Annotated in this window: 19 protein-coding genes; 14 read left to right on the top strand and 5 right to left on the bottom strand. The window is 51.2% G+C overall.

The window, feature by feature from the left end; genetic code table 11:
- Window positions 1-2 precede the first annotated feature (2 nt).
- Complete coding sequence (locus tag CKV66_RS01445) at window positions 3-662, bottom strand: YdcF family protein (protein WP_085364484.1); 660 nt, start codon at window positions 660-662, stop codon at window positions 3-5.
- A gap of 51 nt (window positions 663-713) precedes the next feature.
- The gene (arsC, locus tag CKV66_RS01440; RefSeq protein ID WP_085364483.1) at window positions 714-1,070 is read right to left on the bottom strand and encodes an arsenate reductase (glutaredoxin); all 357 of its coding nucleotides are present in this window, start codon (window positions 1,068-1,070) and stop codon (window positions 714-716) included.
- A 121-nt stretch (window positions 1,071-1,191) separates the two neighbouring features.
- Between arsC and CKV66_RS01435 the strand changes: the two genes are divergently transcribed.
- The gene (locus tag CKV66_RS01435; protein ID WP_085364482.1) at window positions 1,192-1,674 is read left to right on the top strand and encodes a TlpA disulfide reductase family protein; all 483 of its coding nucleotides are present in this window, start codon (window positions 1,192-1,194) and stop codon (window positions 1,672-1,674) included.
- 118 nt (window positions 1,675-1,792) lie between these two features.
- On the opposite strand, the gene tsaA is transcribed toward CKV66_RS01435, so the two are convergent.
- Window positions 1,793-2,467: a tRNA (N6-threonylcarbamoyladenosine(37)-N6)-methyltransferase TrmO gene (tsaA, locus tag CKV66_RS01430; RefSeq protein ID WP_085364481.1), complete on the bottom strand. Its 675-nt coding sequence runs from the start codon at window positions 2,465-2,467 to the stop codon at window positions 1,793-1,795.
- A gap of 107 nt (window positions 2,468-2,574) precedes the next feature.
- On the opposite strand from tsaA, the gene CKV66_RS01425 reads away from it, so the two are divergent.
- The 8 genes from CKV66_RS01425 to CKV66_RS01390 all read left to right on the top strand — a co-directional run bounded on the left by CKV66_RS01425 (window position 2,575) and on the right by CKV66_RS01390 (window position 10,161).
- Window positions 2,575-3,210, top strand: coding sequence for a nicotinamidase (locus CKV66_RS01425; protein ID WP_085364480.1), 636 nt, complete (start codon window positions 2,575-2,577; stop codon window positions 3,208-3,210).
- 59 nt (window positions 3,211-3,269) lie between these two features.
- On the top strand, window positions 3,270-4,244 hold the full coding sequence (waaC, locus tag CKV66_RS01420; protein WP_085364479.1) for a lipopolysaccharide heptosyltransferase I: 975 nt from the start codon (window positions 3,270-3,272) through the stop codon (window positions 4,242-4,244).
- A gap of 257 nt (window positions 4,245-4,501) precedes the next feature.
- Window positions 4,502-5,251, top strand: a complete 750-nt coding sequence (locus tag CKV66_RS01415) for an electron transfer flavoprotein subunit beta/FixA family protein (RefSeq protein ID WP_085364478.1) — start codon at window positions 4,502-4,504, stop codon at window positions 5,249-5,251.
- A gap of 13 nt (window positions 5,252-5,264) precedes the next feature.
- Complete coding sequence (locus CKV66_RS01410; RefSeq protein ID WP_085364477.1) at window positions 5,265-6,197, top strand: electron transfer flavoprotein subunit alpha/FixB family protein; 933 nt, start codon at window positions 5,265-5,267, stop codon at window positions 6,195-6,197.
- A 64-nt stretch (window positions 6,198-6,261) separates the two neighbouring features.
- Window positions 6,262-7,314 carry a threonine aldolase family protein gene (locus CKV66_RS01405; protein ID WP_085364476.1) on the top strand — a complete coding sequence of 351 codons (1,053 nt, stop codon included), beginning with the start codon at window positions 6,262-6,264 and terminating at the stop codon, window positions 7,312-7,314.
- 1 nt (window position 7,315) lies between these two features.
- Window positions 7,316-7,939, top strand: coding sequence for an IMPACT family protein (locus tag CKV66_RS01400; protein ID WP_085364475.1), 624 nt, complete (start codon window positions 7,316-7,318; stop codon window positions 7,937-7,939).
- Between the two features lie 220 nt (window positions 7,940-8,159).
- Entirely contained in the window at window positions 8,160-9,431 is a 1,272-nt protein-coding gene (purD, locus tag CKV66_RS01395) for a phosphoribosylamine--glycine ligase (RefSeq protein ID WP_085364474.1), read from the top strand.
- Window positions 9,432-9,591: 160 nt separating this feature from the next.
- Entirely contained in the window at window positions 9,592-10,161 is a 570-nt protein-coding gene (locus tag CKV66_RS01390; RefSeq protein ID WP_085364473.1) for an L-threonylcarbamoyladenylate synthase, read from the top strand.
- 88 nt (window positions 10,162-10,249) lie between these two features.
- Here CKV66_RS01390 and CKV66_RS01385 read toward each other — a convergent pair whose 3' ends face one another.
- The gene (locus CKV66_RS01385) at window positions 10,250-11,227 is read right to left on the bottom strand and encodes a TerC family protein (protein ID WP_085364472.1); all 978 of its coding nucleotides are present in this window, start codon (window positions 11,225-11,227) and stop codon (window positions 10,250-10,252) included.
- A 231-nt stretch (window positions 11,228-11,458) separates the two neighbouring features.
- Window positions 11,459-12,325 carry a Rossmann-like and DUF2520 domain-containing protein gene (locus tag CKV66_RS01380; RefSeq protein WP_085364471.1) on the bottom strand — a complete coding sequence of 289 codons (867 nt, stop codon included), beginning with the start codon at window positions 12,323-12,325 and terminating at the stop codon, window positions 11,459-11,461.
- 85 nt (window positions 12,326-12,410) lie between these two features.
- On the opposite strand from CKV66_RS01380, the gene minC reads away from it, so the two are divergent.
- The 5 genes from minC to CKV66_RS01355 all read left to right on the top strand — a co-directional run bounded on the left by minC (window position 12,411) and on the right by CKV66_RS01355 (window position 17,771).
- On the top strand, window positions 12,411-13,139 hold the full coding sequence (gene minC, locus CKV66_RS01375) for a septum site-determining protein MinC (RefSeq protein ID WP_085364470.1): 729 nt from the start codon (window positions 12,411-12,413) through the stop codon (window positions 13,137-13,139).
- 30 nt (window positions 13,140-13,169) lie between these two features.
- On the top strand, window positions 13,170-13,982 hold the full coding sequence (minD, locus tag CKV66_RS01370) for a septum site-determining protein MinD (RefSeq protein ID WP_085364469.1): 813 nt from the start codon (window positions 13,170-13,172) through the stop codon (window positions 13,980-13,982).
- 3 nt (window positions 13,983-13,985) lie between these two features.
- Window positions 13,986-14,249: a cell division topological specificity factor MinE gene (minE, locus tag CKV66_RS01365; protein WP_085364468.1), complete on the top strand. Its 264-nt coding sequence runs from the start codon at window positions 13,986-13,988 to the stop codon at window positions 14,247-14,249.
- Between the two features lie 3 nt (window positions 14,250-14,252).
- Window positions 14,253-15,185 (top strand): hydrogen peroxide-inducible genes activator, encoded by a 933-nt coding sequence (locus tag CKV66_RS01360; RefSeq protein WP_085364467.1) that lies wholly within the window; start codon window positions 14,253-14,255, stop codon window positions 15,183-15,185.
- Window positions 15,186-15,569: 384 nt separating this feature from the next.
- On the top strand, window positions 15,570-17,771 hold the full coding sequence (locus CKV66_RS01355) for a UvrD-helicase domain-containing protein (protein ID WP_085364466.1): 2,202 nt from the start codon (window positions 15,570-15,572) through the stop codon (window positions 17,769-17,771).
- Window positions 17,772-18,180 lie beyond the last annotated feature (409 nt).

Raw genomic sequence — 18,180 nt, 5'->3', positions numbered from 1 at the left:
GTTTACCTCAAACCGAAGAAGCGTAAGACGCTGTTGCCCCAGTGCTCTGCGTAGTAGAGAAACAGGGCGTAGCTTTCTTGAAAGAGAAATTTGGTTTTTTTCTGCGAGGCGGTGTAGCGGCTGGTGGGCGTGCCGGACACGGCGGCGTTTAGTTCGAGGTCTTTGGCAATGGCGGCTGCCCGGGCGGTGTGATAGGGGTCGCTGACGATGATGATGGTGCGGATGCCGTGGTCGCGCAGCAGCGGAACGATGTTGTAGAGGTTGTCGTATGTGTTGCGCGAGGTGTTTTCAAAGAGGATGTCGTGAGCGGGTACGCCTTGTTTGATAGCGTAGCGGCGGCCGACTTCCGCTTCGGTCATGAAGCCTTTTTTGGGCGTGCCGCCGGTGAACACGAGTTTTTCCACGCGCTTGCTTTGATACAGGGCGATGGCGTGATTGATGCGCTCTTGGAACACCGGCGAGGGGCGTTTGTCCCATGCGGCCGCGCCGAGCACAACGGCGGCATCGGCGCGCACGCCGGCGGGCAGGGTTTGGTTGCCGGTGTGGTAAACCGACCAAATACAGCAGGCAAACGAAAACAGCACCAGCAGCAGGCTCAGCATGATGCCGTGCAGCAGGTGGTAGCGTAAGCCGTTGCGGCTTCGGAAAATCGGTATGCTCATAAGGTTTTCGGCTTGCTTGCCGGATGCCTCTGCCTGGCGGCCGGAGGGTGTTTACAATAGGGCTTCAATGTTTTCAAGCGGGCGGCCTACGGCTGCTTTGTTGCCGACAACGGCGATGGGGCGCTCCAGCAAAGCGGGATGTTCGGCGATGGCTTGGAGCAGTTGGTCGTCGGTTAAGTCGGGATTGTTTAAATTCAATTCTTGGTAGAGGGCGTCTTTCACGCGCATCATGCTGCGGGGTGAATCTGCGCCTAATTGTTTGAAAATGCTTTTTAATTCTTCAAATGAAGGCGGCGTGTCGAGATAGTTGACCACTTTGGTTTTCAAACCGCGTACTTGTAACAGGGCGAGTGCGGCACGCGATTTGCTGCAACGGTTGTTATGGTAAAGTGTAACGGCTTCTTGCATGGCAGTTCCTCGGATTTTCATTGGTTTTCTGATTGTAAACCAAGCTTTACAATTTGTCTTGTGTCTGAGGCCGTCTGAAAAGCATAAAATAATGGCGGTTTAATTTTGATAAGGTGCAGAAATGAAAAAGGTATATGCGTTTTTGCTGGCGATGGCTGCTATGATCGGCAGCCATGCGGTTGCGGCTGATTTGCAGAGTTGGAACGACACGGCGCCGCAAAGTACGGCTTCTTTAAAAGCTCCGGTGCGGATTATCAATTTGTGGGCAACTTGGTGCGGGCCTTGTCGCAAAGAAATGCCGGAAATGTCGGCTTGGTACAAAAAACAGAAAAAAGGCAGCGTGGATATGGTGGGCATTGCGCTGGACAGCAGCGACAATATCGGCAAGTTCCTCAAGCAAACGCCGGTCAGCTACCCGATTTGGCGTTATACCGGCAAAGACAGCCGCGGCTTTATGAAGGAGTTTGGCAATACCGTGGGCGGCCTGCCTTTTACAGTGGTGGAAGCGCCGAAATGCGGCTACAAACAGGCGGTATTGGGCGAGGTAACGGCGAAGAAACTGGATGAGGTTTTGAAAGCGGCGCAAACGAAGTGCGGTCGTTGATCGATAAACCGGTTTAAACCGTTATCTTCGTTTTAATGCTGTTAATTGTAGATAAAAGTTACGATTGTATTGAATAATAGAGGCCGTCTGAAAACTGATTTCAGACGGCCTTTGTTTACTATATAGGCAGAACGGCAAGTACAACCGCTTGGTCGCCTTGGATTTGAAATTTCACTTCATATCGGGCAATTTGCATCACATAAATGCGTTCGGGAATGTCTTGATAGGCGGGGCGCGGGTCTTGGGTGATGCTTTGGCTGATCAAGCTTTTCTCGGTGGGTGTCAGCAGGGAATGTTGGCAGTCGTCGTGCCAGATGACGTTGAGTTCTTCAGGTTTGGCATTGGCGAAACCGCCGGCAGCATCGGGCTTGGCTTCGACGAAAGGAATGTAGGGTTTGATGTCGATAACGGGGGTGTTGTCGAGCAAGTCGGCACCGCTACAATACAGGCGCACGGGTTTGCCGGTTTCGATGCGTTCCAATTTGAGGAGCGACAGGCCGAGATGGTTGGGGCGGTGCGGGCTGCGTGTGGCAAAGACGCCCATTTTTTGTTTGCCGCCCAATCGCGGGGGGCGTACCAACGGCGACCAGCCTTCTTCCAAAACGCCGTGAAAAATAAAGCTTATCCACACATAATCAAATGCTTCCAAACCGCGCACGCTGTCGGCATTAAATGTGTCGTTTAATTCGATGCAGACGGTGGCGGCAGGTACTAAGCCGGGCTGGCGGGCTACGCCGAATTTCTGTTTGTATGGGGAACGGACGGTGGCGATGGGCGTGATGGTATATTGCATAGATGCCGTCTGAAAGGCGTTGAAAGGCAGTTATGATAACACTGTTATCGGTTTCAGACGGCCTTTGTTATAATGACGGCTGCCTTTAAGGATTGAGAGCATGAATTATGATTGTGTCGATAGACGTTGACGCGCAAAAAACGTTTTCCCCGTTGTGCCCCGATGAGTTGCCTGTGGTGGAAGGCGATACGATTGTGGCGGAATTGAATGCCCAAGCTGCACTGGCGGATTTGCGTGTGATGACTAAAGACGCACACAGCCCGTCTGCTAAATGGATTGTGCGAGATGCGGCCGATATGCTGAAGCCGACCGGAATGCCGGAAGCGGATTTGACTTGGGTGCCGCACGCCATCGTCGGCACAAAAGGCTATGAATTGCTCGACGGCCTGCCCGCTGCAAAAGACTATGATTATTGCGTATGGAAAGGCGTGGACCCTGAGTTTCATCCTTATGGCGCATGTTTTCATGATATCGGCCAAAAGCTGAGTACGGGCTTGCTGGAATGGCTGCACAGTAAAGGCACGACGATGGTAATCGTTGGCGGATTGGCCACTGATTATTGTGTGAAAACAACGGTTTTGCAGTTAATCGAAGGCGGCAACTGGCAGGTTGTGGTTAACGCCGCTGCGTGTCGCGGCATTGCGCCGGAAACCGTAGAACCGGCGTGGAACGAAATGATGGATGCCGGTGCGATCGTGCTTGAAAACGCAGATGCAATTTCAGATTATATTAAGAAACAATAGCTTATATTTTATTGTGTCATGTTTCACGTGAAACATCTGTTTAAAGGTTGGGTGGAGAGATGAAAGTTTTGCTGGTAAGGCTGTCCAGTATGGGCGACTTGATCCACACGCTTCCTGCGGTGGATGATTTATCACGGATGCTTCCTGATGTGGAATTGCATTGGCTGAGCGAGGCGAGCTTTGCCGATATTGCCCGTTTGCACCCTTTTGTGAAAAACGTACACATAATGCGCTGGCGGCAATGGCGCAAAGAGCTGACGCAATATTCTGTTTGGCAAGAAATAGGCCGTCTGAAAAATGAGCTTCAACGACAACGCTTTGATTTTGTGTTGGATAGCCAAGGATTGATGAAGAGCGCGGTTTTTGCCAAAGTGGCTAATGCACCTGTTAAGGGTTTGGATTTTGGCAGCGCCCGTGAGCGCTGGGCGGCTTTGATGTATAACCAAACCTATGCTGTGCCTAAAGGTCGAAACGCGGTTTGGCGAAACCGTGTTTTGTTTGCGCAAGCGTTTGGCTATACGATGCCGTCTGAACAGCGCTTCGGTTTGGTTGTGCCGCCGGAAGGCAAGCTGGAAGAATTGGCGCCGCAATATTATGTTGCCCTTCATGCAACCAGTCGCGACAGTAAATTATGGCCGCTTGAGCATTGGATAGCATTGCTGCAAAAGCTCCACGATGATGACGGTTTTCCGGTTTACTTGCCGTGGGGAAATGAAACGGAGAAGCTGCGGGCAGAACACATTGCCGCAAAACTGCCTTTTGCGAAAGTGTGCGATAAACTGAATCTGCTTCAGGCTGCCTATCTGTTGAAACACGCTGCGGGCGTGATCGGCGTAGATACAGGGTTGCTGCATTTGGCTAATGCTTTGGATAAACCTGTGGTCGGTATTTATACGGATACAGACCCTGTCAAAACAGGTGTGCAACCTTCCGATTGGGCGGTTAACCTAGGAAATGCCGGCCGTATTCCTTCGGTGGAAGACGTGTATCAAGCTTTGCGTGTTTGTGTTCAGCGTAAGGATGAGGCCGTCTGAAAAATATTGCCGATACGGGATTTAAGATTGCTTGGTTGGCGAAGCAGATTTAAACGCTTAAATGGGATGTCGGGTATAATGGCAGACGTAAAATCGTTATAAAACGGCTGCTTATGCTCAAAAAGTGTTTGCGAGAACTTTATAAAGAAAATCGGTTCAGGCCGTTTTTATAAGAAAGCTTCAAGTAAGATTTTTTATAAAAACCGTTTATTGATTTTCTTGCCGTATGAACAATCCGGCTTGATGAAGGAGTATTCATGAAAGCTTTGGTGGCTGTAAAAAGAGTGGTGGATTACAACGTAAAAGTCCGTGTAAAAGCCGACGGCTCTGATGTGGACATCGGCAACGTAAAGATGTCGATGAATCCGTTTGACGAAATCGCCGTTGAAGAAGCGGTGCGTTTGAAAGAAGCCGGAAAAATCAGCGAAATCGTAGCTGTTTCTTTGGGCGGTAAAAAATGCGAAGAAACCTTGCGCACAGCTTTGGCTATGGGTGCCGATCGCGCCATCCACGTTGAAACCGAAGCCAAACTCGAGCCGCTTGCCGTGGCTAAATTATTGAAAGCAGTTGCAGAAAAAGAAGCGCCGCAACTGCTGTTTCTGGGCAAACAGGCCATTGATGATGATGCCAACCAAACCGCTCAAATGCTGGCCGCTTTATTGAATGCTCCCCAAGGTACTTTTGCATGCAAAGTAGAGTTGGCTGATGGCGAAGTATTGGTAACCCGTGAAATTGATGGCGGCGAAGAAACCGTTGCCTTAAAACTTCCGGCTGTGATTAGCACAGATTTGCGTTTGAATGAGCCGCGTTTCGTAAAACTGCCTAATATCATGGCGGCAAAGAAAAAACCTTTGGAAAAACTTGCGCCTGCGGATTTAAATGTCGATATTCAGCCGAGATTGAATGTGGTTAAAGTGGCAGAGCCTAAACAACGGCAAGCCGGTATCAAAGTCGGCAGCGTTGCCGAGCTGGTTGAAAAACTGAAAAACGAAGCGAAAGTTATCTGAGGGGAGACGTGAAATGAGTATTTTAATTATTGCAGAACACAACAATCAGCAATTAAATCCCGTTACCCTTCATGCAGTTACCGCTGCTTCTAAACTCGGCGACGTGCATCTTTTGGTGGCCGGTCAAGGCGCTGTTTCGGTAGTGGAAGAAGCCAAGCAAATTCAAGGAGTGGCTAAGGTTTTATCGGTGGAGGCAGCCCATTACGCAGAAGGTTTGGCTGAAGAACTTGCTCCGCTGGTTGTGAAACTGGCTGAAAATTACCAGCACATTGGCGCAACGGCTTCTGCTTTCGGCAAAAACCTTTTGCCTCGTGTGGCCGCATTGTTGGATGTGCCTCAAGTTTCGGATTTAACAGAAGTAGTTGATAATAAAACTTTTGTTCGCCCTATTTATGCCGGTAACGCTTTTGAAACCGTTCAAAGCGATGCGGATAAATTGGTTTTAACTTTCAGGGCTACGGCTTTTGATGCGGCAGAAAAAGGCGGCAACGCCGAAGTTGTGAATATTGAAGCTGTGCCTGCACAAAATTTGAGCCGTTTTGTGAACCGTAAACTGGCGCAATCCGACCGCCCCGAGTTGACCCAAGCCAAAGTGGTTGTGTCCGGAGGTCGGGCCTTGGGCAGTGCGGAGCAATTCAATGCGTTGATTACCCCGCTGGCTGATGCTCTCGGCGGTGCCATAGGTGCATCACGCGCTGCGGTGGATGCTGAATACGCACCGAATGCCCTTCAAGTTGGGCAAACCGGTACCGTAGTGGCTCCCCAGCTTTATATTGCCGTCGGCATTTCCGGAGCGATTCAGCACATTGCCGGTATGCAAGACAGCAAAGTGATTGTTGCTATCAACAAAGATCCCGATGCCCCCATTTTTAATATTGCAGATTATGGATTGGTGGGCGATTTGTTTGAGATTGTGCCGCAATTAACCGCCGCATTGAAAAACTAAATGTTTCACGTGAAACAGGCCGTTTGAATAAATTCATACGGCCTTATCTCATTGAAAGCCTGCTATGAAATCGTTGCATCACCCTCATCACATTTCCTTTGCTTCCGACAATTATTCCGGTGTGCTTCCTGAGGTTATGGAAGCATTGTCTGCGGCAAACGGAGGCCATGTCGGGGCTTATGGCAATGATCCCTATACCGAGCATCTGCAAACGCTGATTCGGCAGCATTTCGGCGATACCGCGCAGGTTTTTCCGGTTTTTAACGGTACGGGAGCCAATGTATTGGCTTTGCAGGCATGTCTGCCCCGTTGGGGATCGGTGATATGTGCGGAAACGGCGCATGTTCATCATGATGAAAGTGTGGCACCGCAGGCTGTGGGTGGGTTCAAGCTGTGGACGGTTCCTACTTCCGACGGCAAGCTCGCGCCGGAACGGATTGACCGAGAGGCATATGGTTACGGATTTGAGCATCGCGCCCAGCCATTGGCGGTGAGCATCACGCAATGCACCGAGCTTGGGACGGTATATAGGCCGTCTGAAATCAGCGCGATTAGTGAGTATTGCCGTGAAAAAGGCATGGTGCTGCACATGGATGGTGCGCGGTTGTCTAATGCAGCTGCGTCGTTGGGTGCGTCTTTGCGTGAAATCACAACGGATGCCGGTGTGGATATTGTGTCGTTCGGCGGTACGAAAAACGGCTTGATGTTTGGCGAGTGTGTGATTGTGCTGAATCCTGAAAAAGTTTCAGACGGCCTCAAATATCTGCGCAAATTGAATTTGCAGCTTGCGTCGAAAATGCGCTTTTTGTCCGCCCAGTTTATTGCCCTTCTTTCAGACGGCCTTTGGTTGCGTTCTGCTCAGCACGCCAACGCAATGGCAGCGAGGCTTTCAGACGGCCTCTCGCAGATCGAGGGAGTAGAATTGTTGTGCCCTGCCGAAGCAAATGGCGTATTTGCCCGTTTGCCGCAAGGTGTAGCTGATAAACTGCACGAACAGTTCGTTTTCTATGATTGGGACAACGAGGGAACAGTGCGGCTGATGTGCAGTTTTGATACTCGGGAGGCGGATGTGGATGCTTTGGTAGCAGCCGTTAAAGAAGCCGTAGAGGCCGTCTGAAATGAGCGAAGTTTCCACTTATCAAACCATTGCCGCTCCGGCGCAAGCAGAGTTTAAAGATAAAGGCAGCCGCTTCATCGCCTTTGCTTATCCTGTGCGAACCACAGAAGAAATCAAAACGCATGTAGAAGCTTTGCGCGAAGCCCATCATAAGGCGCGACACTGGTGCTATGCCTACCGTTTGGGAACGGACGGCAATCAATTTCGTGCCAACGATGACGGCGAACCTTCAGGCAGTGCCGGAAGGCCGATTTTGGGGCAGATTGATTCGGCGGGCTTAACCGATGTGTTGATCGTAGTGGTGCGCTATTTCGGCGGCACGCTTTTGGGTGTGCCGGGATTGATTCATGCCTACAAAACCGCGGCTGCGGAAGCATTGCAAGTTGCAGAAGTGGTTGAAAAAAATATCGAAAAAACAGTGTGGCTGCGCTGTGATTATCCGCATTTGAATGACGCCATCCGAATCGCCAAGCAGCATCACGCGGAAGTTGTGGCTCAAGATTTGCAGTTGGATTGCCGTTTAGCGGTTCGGATACCTTTGGCTCATTACGATGCTTGTATTTCAGCTTGGCAGCATACACGGGCTATTGATGTGCAAACTGAGCTTGCGCAAGATATGTCTTAAATGCCTGCAAAATATTGCGGCTTGATTTGATGAGCCAAATGCCGGATTGAGATACTAAACCTCAATTATTTTCTGTCTGCATTCAAGGCCGGGAGAATGCAGCATAAATCTTAGAAAATGAAGATGTTATCGCCATCTTAAGCTGTCGGGCTGCATCAAAATCAGCTATAATTCCGAGCTTCATTTATGCCTGCAAACAAGTGTTAATCAAGGAAACAACATGAAATTACTCGTTATCGGTAGCGGCGGGCGCGAACATGCGCTGGCGTGGAAATTGGCACAAAACCCCAATGTGGAAACCGTATTCGTCGCTCCGGGCAACGCCGGTACAGCTACCGAACCGAAATTGCAGAATTTGGCATTAAGTGCCCATGCCGATTTGATTGATTTTTGCAAACGGGAAAATATCTTTTTTACCTTAGTCGGCCCCGAAGCACCGCTGGCCGCAGGCATCGTAGATGATTTTCGTGCTGCTGGTTTGAGGATTTTCGGCCCTACCCGCTATGCAGCACAGCTGGAAAGTTCCAAAGATTTTGCCAAAGCCTTTATGGCCAAATACGGCATTCCTACTGCCGGTTACCAAACCTTTGAAGATGCTCAAAAAGCCCATCAATATGTGCAGGAAAAAGGCGCCCCGATTGTGATTAAAGCCGACGGGTTGGCTGCCGGCAAAGGCGTTATCGTGGCGATGACCGAAGACGAAGCACACGCCGCGATTGATAATATGTTGCTGGGCAATAAAATGGGCAATGCCGGCGCCCGCGTGGTGATTGAAGATTTTCTGCAAGGCGAGGAAGCCAGCTTTATTGTGATGGTGGATGGCGAAAATGTGTTGCCGATGGCGACCAGTCAAGACCACAAACGCTTGCTCGACAATGACCAAGGCCCCAACACCGGCGGCATGGGGGCATACAGCCCGGCTCCGGTTGTTACGCCGGAAGTTTACCGGCGCGCTATGAATGAAATTATCCTGCCTACTGTGGCCGGCATGAAAGCAGAAGGCTATGAATTTACAGGGTTTTTGTATGCCGGCTTGATGATAGACCAAAGCGGCGCGCCGTTTACCATTGAGTTTAACTGCCGCTTTGGCGACCCTGAAACCCAACCGATTATGAGCCGCCTCAACAGCGATTTGGTTGCGTTGGTCGATCAAGCGATTGACGGCAAACTGGATACCGCTGTGGCGGAATGGAATGATCAAACGGCAGTCGGCGTGGTGTTGGCTGCGGAAAACTATCCCGAAACGCCGAAAAAAGGCGACGTCATCAGTGGCCTTGATGCTGCGAATCAAATCGGCAAAGTATTTCATGCCGGTACGGCTGAAGATGGAAAAGGCAATATCGTAACCAATGGTGGTCGCGTATTATGCGTGGTTGGTTTGGGTTCCGATGTGAAGGCTGCCAAAACCAAAGCATACCAAGCACTTGACCCTATCTGTTTTGAAGGCATGCAATACCGCAAAGATATTGCCGACAAAGCCATCAAACGCTAAATCTTGGTAGCCACCGAACATAAGCCAAGGCATTGCATTCTGTATGCCAATCTCAATGCAGATACGGCCATTATGGGCAGCTTAAAAACTGAAAGGCCGTCTGAAAAATTCAGACGGCCTTATACTTATTACCTGCAAAGGCTTCGAGGATAATCCCAACATGATGAAATATTCCCGCATACTTTCCGCATCGGAACAAAAAAGGCTGCGTGCACATTTGAAGCGCGGAGGGTTGATAGCTTATCCTACCGAATCCTGCTACGGCATCGGCTGCCTGCCGCAACGCTCCACCGCTTTGAAAAAACTGATTCGCGTGAAAAAACGCCCTCAAAACAAAGGTATGATTGTTATCGGCAGTAGTGTGTCGCAGCTTTTGCCTTTATTGGAGAGGCCGTCTGAAAAAGTTATAGCTATGCTGGAATGCGAGTGGCCCGCTCCAACCACTTTCCTGTTGCCCTGCCGAAATCAACCGATATTATTGCGCGGCAAAGGGCGGGAAAAGCTGGCCGTGCGCGTTCCGGCACACCATTCGGCACGGCAGCTTTGCGCCATGCTTTCTACCCCGTTGGTATCTACATCATGCAACCGTTCGGGCGGCCGACCCTGCAAAAGTGAACGCGAAGTGCGCAGGCAGTTTGGACGCAAAGTATGGGTAGTCGGCGGGCGTACCGGTGACTTGAAATCGCCTAGTCACATTATCGATGCGGAAACAGGTAAACGGTTGCGGTAGAGCTTGAGAACATACCGGCAAGCCATAGAAAAAGGCAGATGTTTGATACATCTGCCTTTTTTGCTTTGATTAAACGGTGGAAAACAAATTAATTCATTTTTCTGCGGTTATACATCAGAGAAATCAGTATCGATACTCCCAATGCGCCGAACACCACCGCTAGCGACACGCCCACGGGAATGTGGACGTTAAAATACATAATCAGCATTTTGATACCGATAAAGCTTAATACAAACGCCAGACCGAATTTCAGGAAAACAAAGCGGTCGGCAATGTCGGCCAGCAGAAAATACATGGCACGCAAGCCGAGAATGGCGAAAATATTAGAAGTCAGTACGATAAAGGGGTCGGTAGTTACGGCGAAAATGGCGGGGATACTGTCCACCGCAAAAATCACATCGCTCATCTCAATCATGATCAGCACCAGCAGCATCGGCGTGGCAATGCGCTTGCCGTTTTCAACCGTAAAAAACTTCTCGCCGTCGAATTGATGGCTGACCGGAATATGGCCTTTGATCCAATTGAGCATTTTGTTTTGCGACAAATCCTCATGCTCGTCTTCTCCGCCCGATCTGATCATTTTAATGCCTGTGTATAACAGAAAAGCACCGAAAAGATACAGCACCGCTTCAAACTTGCTGACCAATACCGCACCGATAAAAATCATGATCATACGCAGCACAATCGCCCCGAAAACGCCGTAAAGAAGCACGCGGTGCTGGTATTGGGGTTGGACTTTGAAGTAAGAAAAAATCATTAAAAACACAAAAATATTATCTACCGCCAACGATTTTTCCAAAATATAGCCGGTAAAGTATTCCAACACTTTTTGCTTGGCCACCGCATGACCGTAAACGGGATTCCCGGCCAGCTCGAAATACAGCCAGCCGGCAAACAGGCACGACACCGCTACCCACACGGCAGACCACGCCAGCGCCTCTTTTACGCTGACTTTATGCGCACCGCTTTTTCTGAGTGACATCATATCGATGGCAATCATAATAAATACGGCCGCAAAAAATACGCCGTAAAACAAAGGCGTACCGACAGAAGGATGTTCAACCATAATATTCCTAACGTAATGAAATAATTAAGACATTTTCATTCTAGCATAGGGAAATCTTTGTGGAGGAACATCGGGCGGGTTGCGCGGTTGAGATTGGCAGTTGATTGGTAATGCAGACAGGAAATTACGCAGGTCGTGAATCTGAATCCTAAAGAAGATTTATAGAATGAATGTTTTTAGAACAGAGTATGGGCGCGTTAAGCTTTGCTTCATTGTCAGATGGGATGGTGATTAATCGGCATGATGTTGATTCCCTAATAAAGCTGCCAACTTCACCACACTTTGTGCATCTAATCGCGCCGCAGCCAGCTCAAGCGTGGCTGAAGCCAATGCACGATAGAGAGCTTGCTCCTGCTTATCCATGCTGTGCAAATGCGCTGAAACAGTAGAATCGTCGCCACGCACAATCGGGCCGGTAAGCGCCTCCGTAGCGGGCAGGCCGGAAAGATTATCCACACTTTGCCGCATTAATCTGCAAACTAAGTCGCGGGTAAGCTGCTCCGGCAAATTCAACGGTGCGAGAAGGTTTTGGGCGAAAGCTGCCAAAGTAACCGAAAAATTCGATGCCGCCGACAAAGCCGCATGGTAGCGGGCTTTGTGTTCAGACGGCAGCGTAAATGCTTTCAAGCCCGCCGCATTTGCCAAATCATGCAGTACCGCCATCGCCTTGCTGCTGTCAGCTTCCAGCGCACACAAGCTTCCGCGCAACGAGCGTATCGATTTTTCCACGTCTGCAAACGCAAAAACGGGGTGTAAACTGCCGACTGTCGCGCCGCATTTGACAACGGCATCCAATATCCCTATTGTTTTCGCACCGCTGAAATGTACGACTACCGTTTTCGGGTTCAGCCACGCTAATTCGGCGATGTCTCCGGCGGCTTCCTCCAACATATTATCCGGCGTGCACACCAATATCACATCGGCCGGCGGCAAGTCTCCGATACGGGGAACTATGCCGACACTTTTGCAGTCTGCCAAAGCAACCATCCCGCGGCGGGAAACGATTGCAACAGGCTGCCATTGACCGCTTTGCGAGAGTATGGCGGCAAAAGTGCGGCCTACACGCCCCGCACCGATAATATGGAAGCTTTTTTTCATTTCAGACGGCCTTAACAGATTGAATAGCTAAGATTAACACGGTAAACTTATAACCATTAAATTTTTTTATGACTGTCTTACTAAAATGAAACCAGCTTTTGAAGTTAAATCAGCACGTCTCGACGTGCTTTCCGTGCAGCTGCATACTGCAGATTTAGGGGAATTGGAAGATTTTTTACAGCAGCGCGTGAGCCAGCATAAAGAGCTCGACAGCATGCTGTTTTTATTAGACCTGCAAGAATTCAGCAGCCCCGGCGAATTGAGTATCGCCAGCGTTGTGTCGCTTTTTGCACGCTATGGTTTGCAGATTATCGGGTTGCGCCATGAAAACGAAGCTTGGGCGCTGCATGCCAAAGCCTATCATCTGGCATTCAGCCGTAACGACAGCAAACCGGCTGAAACCCAAGCCAAGCCCGCAGCATCTGCCGCACCGGCAGCGTCTGCAGCCGAATCCGTACAGGCTACCGTGATCAGCAAACCCACCGTATTGATCAACACCCCCATCCGCACCGGTCAGCAAGTGTATGCCGAAAACGCCGATTTGATTGTGACCGGCATCGTTAACGAAGGTGCGGAAATTATTGCCGACGGCAACATCCATGTGTACGGCACCATGCGCGGACGCGCGTTGGCCGGAGCAACCGGCAACCGCGACGCACGGATCTTTATCCACTCCATGCAGGCCGAGTTGGTGTCGGTGGCCGGTATTTACCGCAACTTTGATCAAAGCCTGCCCGACCACCTCAACAAAAAAGCCGTGCAGGTATCGCTTCAAGACAACCGTCTGGTCATCAGCGCCATAGACGGTCAATAACCGTTTTTTGATTTTAAAAAAGGAAACATCGTGGCAAAAATTATTGTAGTAACTTCAGGCAAAGGCGGCGTAGGCAAAACTACTACCAGTGCCAGCATTGCCTCCGGTTTGGCGCTTCGTGGCCATAAAACCGCCGTTATCGACTTCGACGTCGGCTTGCGTAACCTCGATTTGATTATGGGCTGCGAGCGCCGCGTTGTGTACGACCTGATCAACGTCATTCAAGGCGAAGCTTCCTTGACCCAAGCGCTGATTAAAGACAAACATTGCGACGATTTGTACATTCTGCCGGCTTCCCAAACCCGCGATAAAGACGCTTTAAACCGCGAGGGCGTGGGCAAAGTGCTGAAAGAGCTGACCGACGACATGAACTTCGAATACGTTATCTGCGACTCACCCGCAGGTATCGAACAAGGTGCGCTGATGGCACTGTATTATGCCGACGAAGCCATCATTACCACCAATCCCGAAGTATCCAGCGTGCGCGACTCCGACCGTATTTTGGGCATTCTGCAAAGCAAGAGCCAAAAAGCCGAGAAAGGCGAAGTGGTGAAAGAGCACCTGCTGATTACCCGCTACTCACCCGAGCGCGTCGATAAAGGCGAAATGCTGTCGGTACAGGATATTTGCGATATCTTGCGCATCCCGTTGATCGGTGTGATTCCCGAATCTCAAAACGTCTTGCAGGCATCCAACGCCGGTGCACCGGTTATCCATCAAGACGATGTGGCAGCAGCCGAAGCCTATAAAGATGTGGTTTCGCGTTTGCTTGGCGAAAACCGCGAAATGCGCTTCTTAGCAGCCGAGAAAAAAGGCTTCTTTAAGCGTTTGTTCGGAGGTTAAGCCATGTCGCTAATCGATTTACTGTTTGGCAGAAAACCCAAAACTGCAGCCGTAGCTCGCGACCGCCTGCAAATCATCATCGCCCAAGAGCGTGCCAAAGAACAGGCTCCCGACTATCTGCCTACCTTGCAGAAAGAGCTTCTGGATGTGTTGTCAAAATACGTTCACGTATCATTGGACGATATCCGTATTTCTCAGGAAAAACAAAACGGTATGGACGTGCTTGAGTTGAATATCACCCTGCCGGAGCAAAAAAAGGCCGAATAAGCTATGACCTTAACCGAATTGCGTTACATTGTTGCAGTGGCTCAGGAGCGCCATTTCGGGCGCGCCGCCCGCCGCTGCTTCGTGAGCCAGCCCACTCTTTCCATTGCCATCAAAAAGCTGGAAGAAGAGTTGGCCGTATCGCTGTTTGATCGGAGCAGCAACGACATCATCACCACCGAAGCGGGCGAGCGCATTATTGCCCAAGCCCGCCGCGTGTTGGAAGAAGCCGAGCTGATCAAACACCTTGCCAACGAAGAGCAAAACGAGCTGGAAGGCGCATTCAAACTCGGCCTGATTTTTACCGTAGCCCCCTATCTTTTGCCCAAGCTGATTGTGTCGCTGCGCAATACCGCGCCCCATATGCCCTTGATGCTGGAAGAGAACTACACACAAATTCTCACCGAATCACTCAAACGCGGCGATTTGGACGCCATTGTCGTGGCAGAGCCTTACCAAGAGCCGGGCATCATTACAGAGCCGCTGTACGACGAACCATTCTTCGTGATTGTTCCTAAAGGGCATCACTTTGAAGAGTTGGATACCGTGACGCCCGAAATGTTGAGCAAAGAACAAGTATTGCTGCTCACAGAAGGCAACTGTATGCGCGATCAAGTGCTGGCAAGCTGCTCGGAACTGGCTTCGCGGCAGAAAATACAGGGGCTGACCAACACCTTGCAAGGCAGCTCCATCAACACCATCCGCCACATGGTTGCCAGCGGTTTGAGCATCAGTGTGCTGCCGGCCACCGCACTGACTGAAAACGACCACATGCTTTTCAGCATTATCCCGTTTGCAGGCGAAGCACCGAAGCGCCGCGTGGTGTTGGCTTACCGCCGCAACTTTGTCCGCCCGAAAGCCCTTTCAGCCTTGCGCAGCGCCATTTTGGCATCACAGCTGAACGGCGTGACATTTATCGAGCCGCAGCAGGCCGTCTGAAAAATCTGTTTCATACTAGATTGCATTGCTCGCAGCTTTGCGTTTAAAAACGGCCGTTTCTTGCAAAAAGAAACGGCTGTTTCTTTTATCTGTCATGCAGGCAATCAACTGAAAGTCATACAAGCGCACGAGCCGAACGCCGTGCAAAACCGGACTAACAGCCACACGGCGGCAAGCCTTAAAAAGCTTGAGGCCGTCTGAAAAAACCGAGTAGATTTCCGCGAAAATTCCCCCCGAACAGCAAACAGCTTATCTAGAGCCGGATTACATATCCGCCCGCAAGAAACCGCCAAACCCATTACCGTTTTCCCACCGACACTTGCAAACGCCGCCGCCTAATCCATTACAATACAGCCTGTTTTATTTTTTCAGACGGCCTCTTCTATGTTTCCCGAGCAATCCGCCCCTTCCTTGCTGCAAGGCTTAAATCCCGAACAACTTTCCGCCGTAACTTGGCCGCCGCAATCCGCCCTCGTGCTTGCCGGAGCGGGCAGCGGCAAAACCCGCGTGCTCACCACCCGCATCGCATGGCTGCTGCAAAGCTCGCAGGCAAGCGTGCACAGCATCATGGCCGTTACCTTTACCAACAAAGCCGCCAAAGAAATGCAAACCCGCTTAAGCGCGATGCTGCCCGTTAACGTGCGCGCCATGTGGCTCGGCACCTTTCACGGCCTCTGCCACCGCTTTTTGCGCCTGCACCACAAAGACGCAGGGCTGCCTTCCACCTTTCAGATTCTCGACAGCACCGACCAGCTCGCCTTAATCAAACGCCTGCTCAAACAGCTCAACATCGCCGAAGAAATCATCGCCCCGCGCACGCTGCAAGGCTTTATCAACGCCCAAAAAGAAAGCGGCCTGCGCGCCTCATCCCTGCAAGCCCCCGATCCGCACACCCAGCGCATGATCGAGTGTTATGCCGAATACGACAAAGCGTGCAACCGCGAAGGCGTGGTCGATTTTGCCGAACTGATGCTGCGCAGTTACGAAATCCTGCAAGCCAACGAAATCCTGCGCCGCCATTACCAAAACCGCTTCAACCATATTTTGGTGGACGAATTCCAAGACACCAACAAACTGCAATACGCATGGCTGAAGCTCATCGCCGGCGAACACGCCGCCGTGTTTGCCGTGGGCGACGACGACCAATCCATCTACCGCTTCCGCGGCGCACACGTCGGCAACATGACCGCCCTGATGCGCGAGTTTCACATCGAAGCCCCCATCAAACTCGAGCAGAACTACCGTTCAGACGGCCACATTCTCACCGCCGCCAATGCCGTAATAGAAAACAACGCCGAACGTCTCGGCAAAAACCTGCGCACCGATGCCGCCGCCGGCGACAAAATCCGCTTTTACTCCGCCCCCATCGATTCCGACGAAGCCCAATTTATCGTAGACGAAGCCAAATCCCTGCAATGCGAAGGCCGCACACTCGACCAAATGGCCGTGCTTTACCGCAGCAACGCCCAATCGCGCATCATCGAACAAGCCCTGTTCCGTGCCGGCATCCCCTACAAAATCTACGGCGGCCTGCGTTTCTACGAACGGCAGGAAATCAAACACGCACTCGCCTACCTGCGCCTCTCCGTCAACCCCGACGACGACAACGCCCTTTTGCGCGTCATCAACATGCCCCCGCGCGGCATCGGCACCCGCACCATCGAAAACATCCAAGCCGCAGCCGCCGAACAAGGCATCTCCTTATGGCAGGCCGCCTGCGGCATGGGCGCAAAAGCCGCCAAAGTCGCCGCCTTCGTGCGCCTGATAGAAAACCTCCAAGCCCAAGCCCCCAACGTATCCCTGCAAGAAATGATGCTCGGCATCACCCTCGACAGCGGCCTCGTCGAATACTACCAAACCCAAAAAGGCGACCACCAAGACCGCCTCGACAACCTCGACGAACTCGTCAACGCCGCCGTCGCCTTCAGGCCGTCTGAAAGCAACTTCGAAATCCTGCCCGAAAACGCCGCCGAAAACCCGCTCTTCCCCATCCTCGCCTTCTTAAGCAACGCCGCCCTCGAATCCGGCGAAAACCAAGCCGGCGAAGGCGAAGAAGCCCTGCAAATGATGACCGTACACGCCGCCAAAGGGCTGGAGTTCGACACCGTATTCCTCACCGGCATGGAAGAAGGCCTCTTCCCCAGCGAATACAGCCTCGCCGAACGCGGCGGCCTCGAAGAAGAACGCCGCCTCATGTACGTTGCCATCACCCGCGCCAAAAAACGCCTCTACATCAGCATGTCCCAACAACGCCTGCTGCACGGCCAAACCCACTTCGGCATCGTCTCCCGCTTCGTCGAAGAAATCCCCGAAGAAGTGCTGCACCGCCTCTCGCCCCCACTCAAACGCTTCAACAGCTTCACCGACATACCCAAAACCAAAAACCGCACCGCCGTCGAACACTACGACCTGCCGCAAGAATACGCAGGCTTCCGCATCGGCCAAAACGTGCGCCACGCCAAATTCGGCACCGGCGTAATCATCGATGCCGTCAACAAAGGCGAATCCGCACGGCTTACCGTCAATTTCGGAAAAGAAGGGATTAAAGAGTTGGATACCAAGTTTGCCAAATTGGAGGCCGTCTGAAAGAGATATAGGCAGTTGGGAAGTTTGATGGGCTGTTTTTCAGACGGCCTCAGATGCGAATGATGTAGGTCAGGTTCTTGAATCTGACATTGTGGGGCTTTGCGGCAAGTTTGGGTAGATTGTCGGATACGAGTATCCGACCTACTCGATGCCGTCTGAAAAGATATAGGCAGTTTGGGAGTTTGATGCGCTGTTTTTCAGACGGCCTCAGGTACGAATGATGTAGGTCGGATTCTTGAATCCGACGTTGTGGGGCGTTGTGGGAAATTTGGGCGGATTGTCGGATACGAGTATCCGACCTACTCAATGCCGTCTGAAAAAAATATAGGTAGTTTGGGAGTTTGATGCGTTGTTTTCAGACGGCCTCATTGTTTATTGCAGGTAGGGGGTGTGGCTCAAGCCACGCACG

The organism is Neisseria zoodegmatis (genome assembly GCF_900187305.1).
Classification (GTDB): domain Bacteria; phylum Pseudomonadota; class Gammaproteobacteria; order Burkholderiales; family Neisseriaceae; genus Neisseria; species Neisseria zoodegmatis.
This window is presented reverse-complemented; position numbering and strand designations above follow the sequence as displayed.

What these genes read in the sequence shown, in the direction of transcription:
- CKV66_RS01435 (WP_085364482.1), top strand. Translation starts at nt 1,192, where the DNA reads ATGAAAAAGGTATATGCGTTTTTGCTGGCGATGGCTGCTATGATCGGC.
- CKV66_RS01445 (WP_085364484.1), bottom strand. Translation starts at nt 662, where the DNA reads ATGAGCATACCGATTTTCCGAAGCCGCAACGGCTTACGCTACCACCTG.
- CKV66_RS01405 (WP_085364476.1), top strand. Translation starts at nt 6,262, where the DNA reads ATGAAATCGTTGCATCACCCTCATCACATTTCCTTTGCTTCCGACAAT.
- CKV66_RS01410 (WP_085364477.1), top strand. Translation starts at nt 5,265, where the DNA reads ATGAGTATTTTAATTATTGCAGAACACAACAATCAGCAATTAAATCCC.
- waaC (WP_085364479.1), top strand. Translation starts at nt 3,270, where the DNA reads ATGAAAGTTTTGCTGGTAAGGCTGTCCAGTATGGGCGACTTGATCCAC.
- CKV66_RS01390 (WP_085364473.1), top strand. Translation starts at nt 9,592, where the DNA reads ATGATGAAATATTCCCGCATACTTTCCGCATCGGAACAAAAAAGGCTG.
- CKV66_RS01380 (WP_085364471.1), bottom strand. Translation starts at nt 12,325, where the DNA reads ATGAAAAAAAGCTTCCATATTATCGGTGCGGGGCGTGTAGGCCGCACT.
- tsaA (WP_085364481.1), bottom strand. Translation starts at nt 2,467, where the DNA reads ATGCAATATACCATCACGCCCATCGCCACCGTCCGTTCCCCATACAAA.
- CKV66_RS01360 (WP_085364467.1), top strand. Translation starts at nt 14,253, where the DNA reads ATGACCTTAACCGAATTGCGTTACATTGTTGCAGTGGCTCAGGAGCGC.
- CKV66_RS01415 (WP_085364478.1), top strand. Translation starts at nt 4,502, where the DNA reads ATGAAAGCTTTGGTGGCTGTAAAAAGAGTGGTGGATTACAACGTAAAA.
- CKV66_RS01385 (WP_085364472.1), bottom strand. Translation starts at nt 11,227, where the DNA reads ATGGTTGAACATCCTTCTGTCGGTACGCCTTTGTTTTACGGCGTATTT.
- CKV66_RS01425 (WP_085364480.1), top strand. Translation starts at nt 2,575, where the DNA reads ATGATTGTGTCGATAGACGTTGACGCGCAAAAAACGTTTTCCCCGTTG.
- purD (WP_085364474.1), top strand. Translation starts at nt 8,160, where the DNA reads ATGAAATTACTCGTTATCGGTAGCGGCGGGCGCGAACATGCGCTGGCG.
- CKV66_RS01400 (WP_085364475.1), top strand. Translation starts at nt 7,316, where the DNA reads ATGAGCGAAGTTTCCACTTATCAAACCATTGCCGCTCCGGCGCAAGCA.
- minE (WP_085364468.1), top strand. Translation starts at nt 13,986, where the DNA reads ATGTCGCTAATCGATTTACTGTTTGGCAGAAAACCCAAAACTGCAGCC.
- minC (WP_085364470.1), top strand. Translation starts at nt 12,411, where the DNA reads ATGAAACCAGCTTTTGAAGTTAAATCAGCACGTCTCGACGTGCTTTCC.
- CKV66_RS01355 (WP_085364466.1), top strand. Translation starts at nt 15,570, where the DNA reads ATGTTTCCCGAGCAATCCGCCCCTTCCTTGCTGCAAGGCTTAAATCCC.
- arsC (WP_085364483.1), bottom strand. Translation starts at nt 1,070, where the DNA reads ATGCAAGAAGCCGTTACACTTTACCATAACAACCGTTGCAGCAAATCG.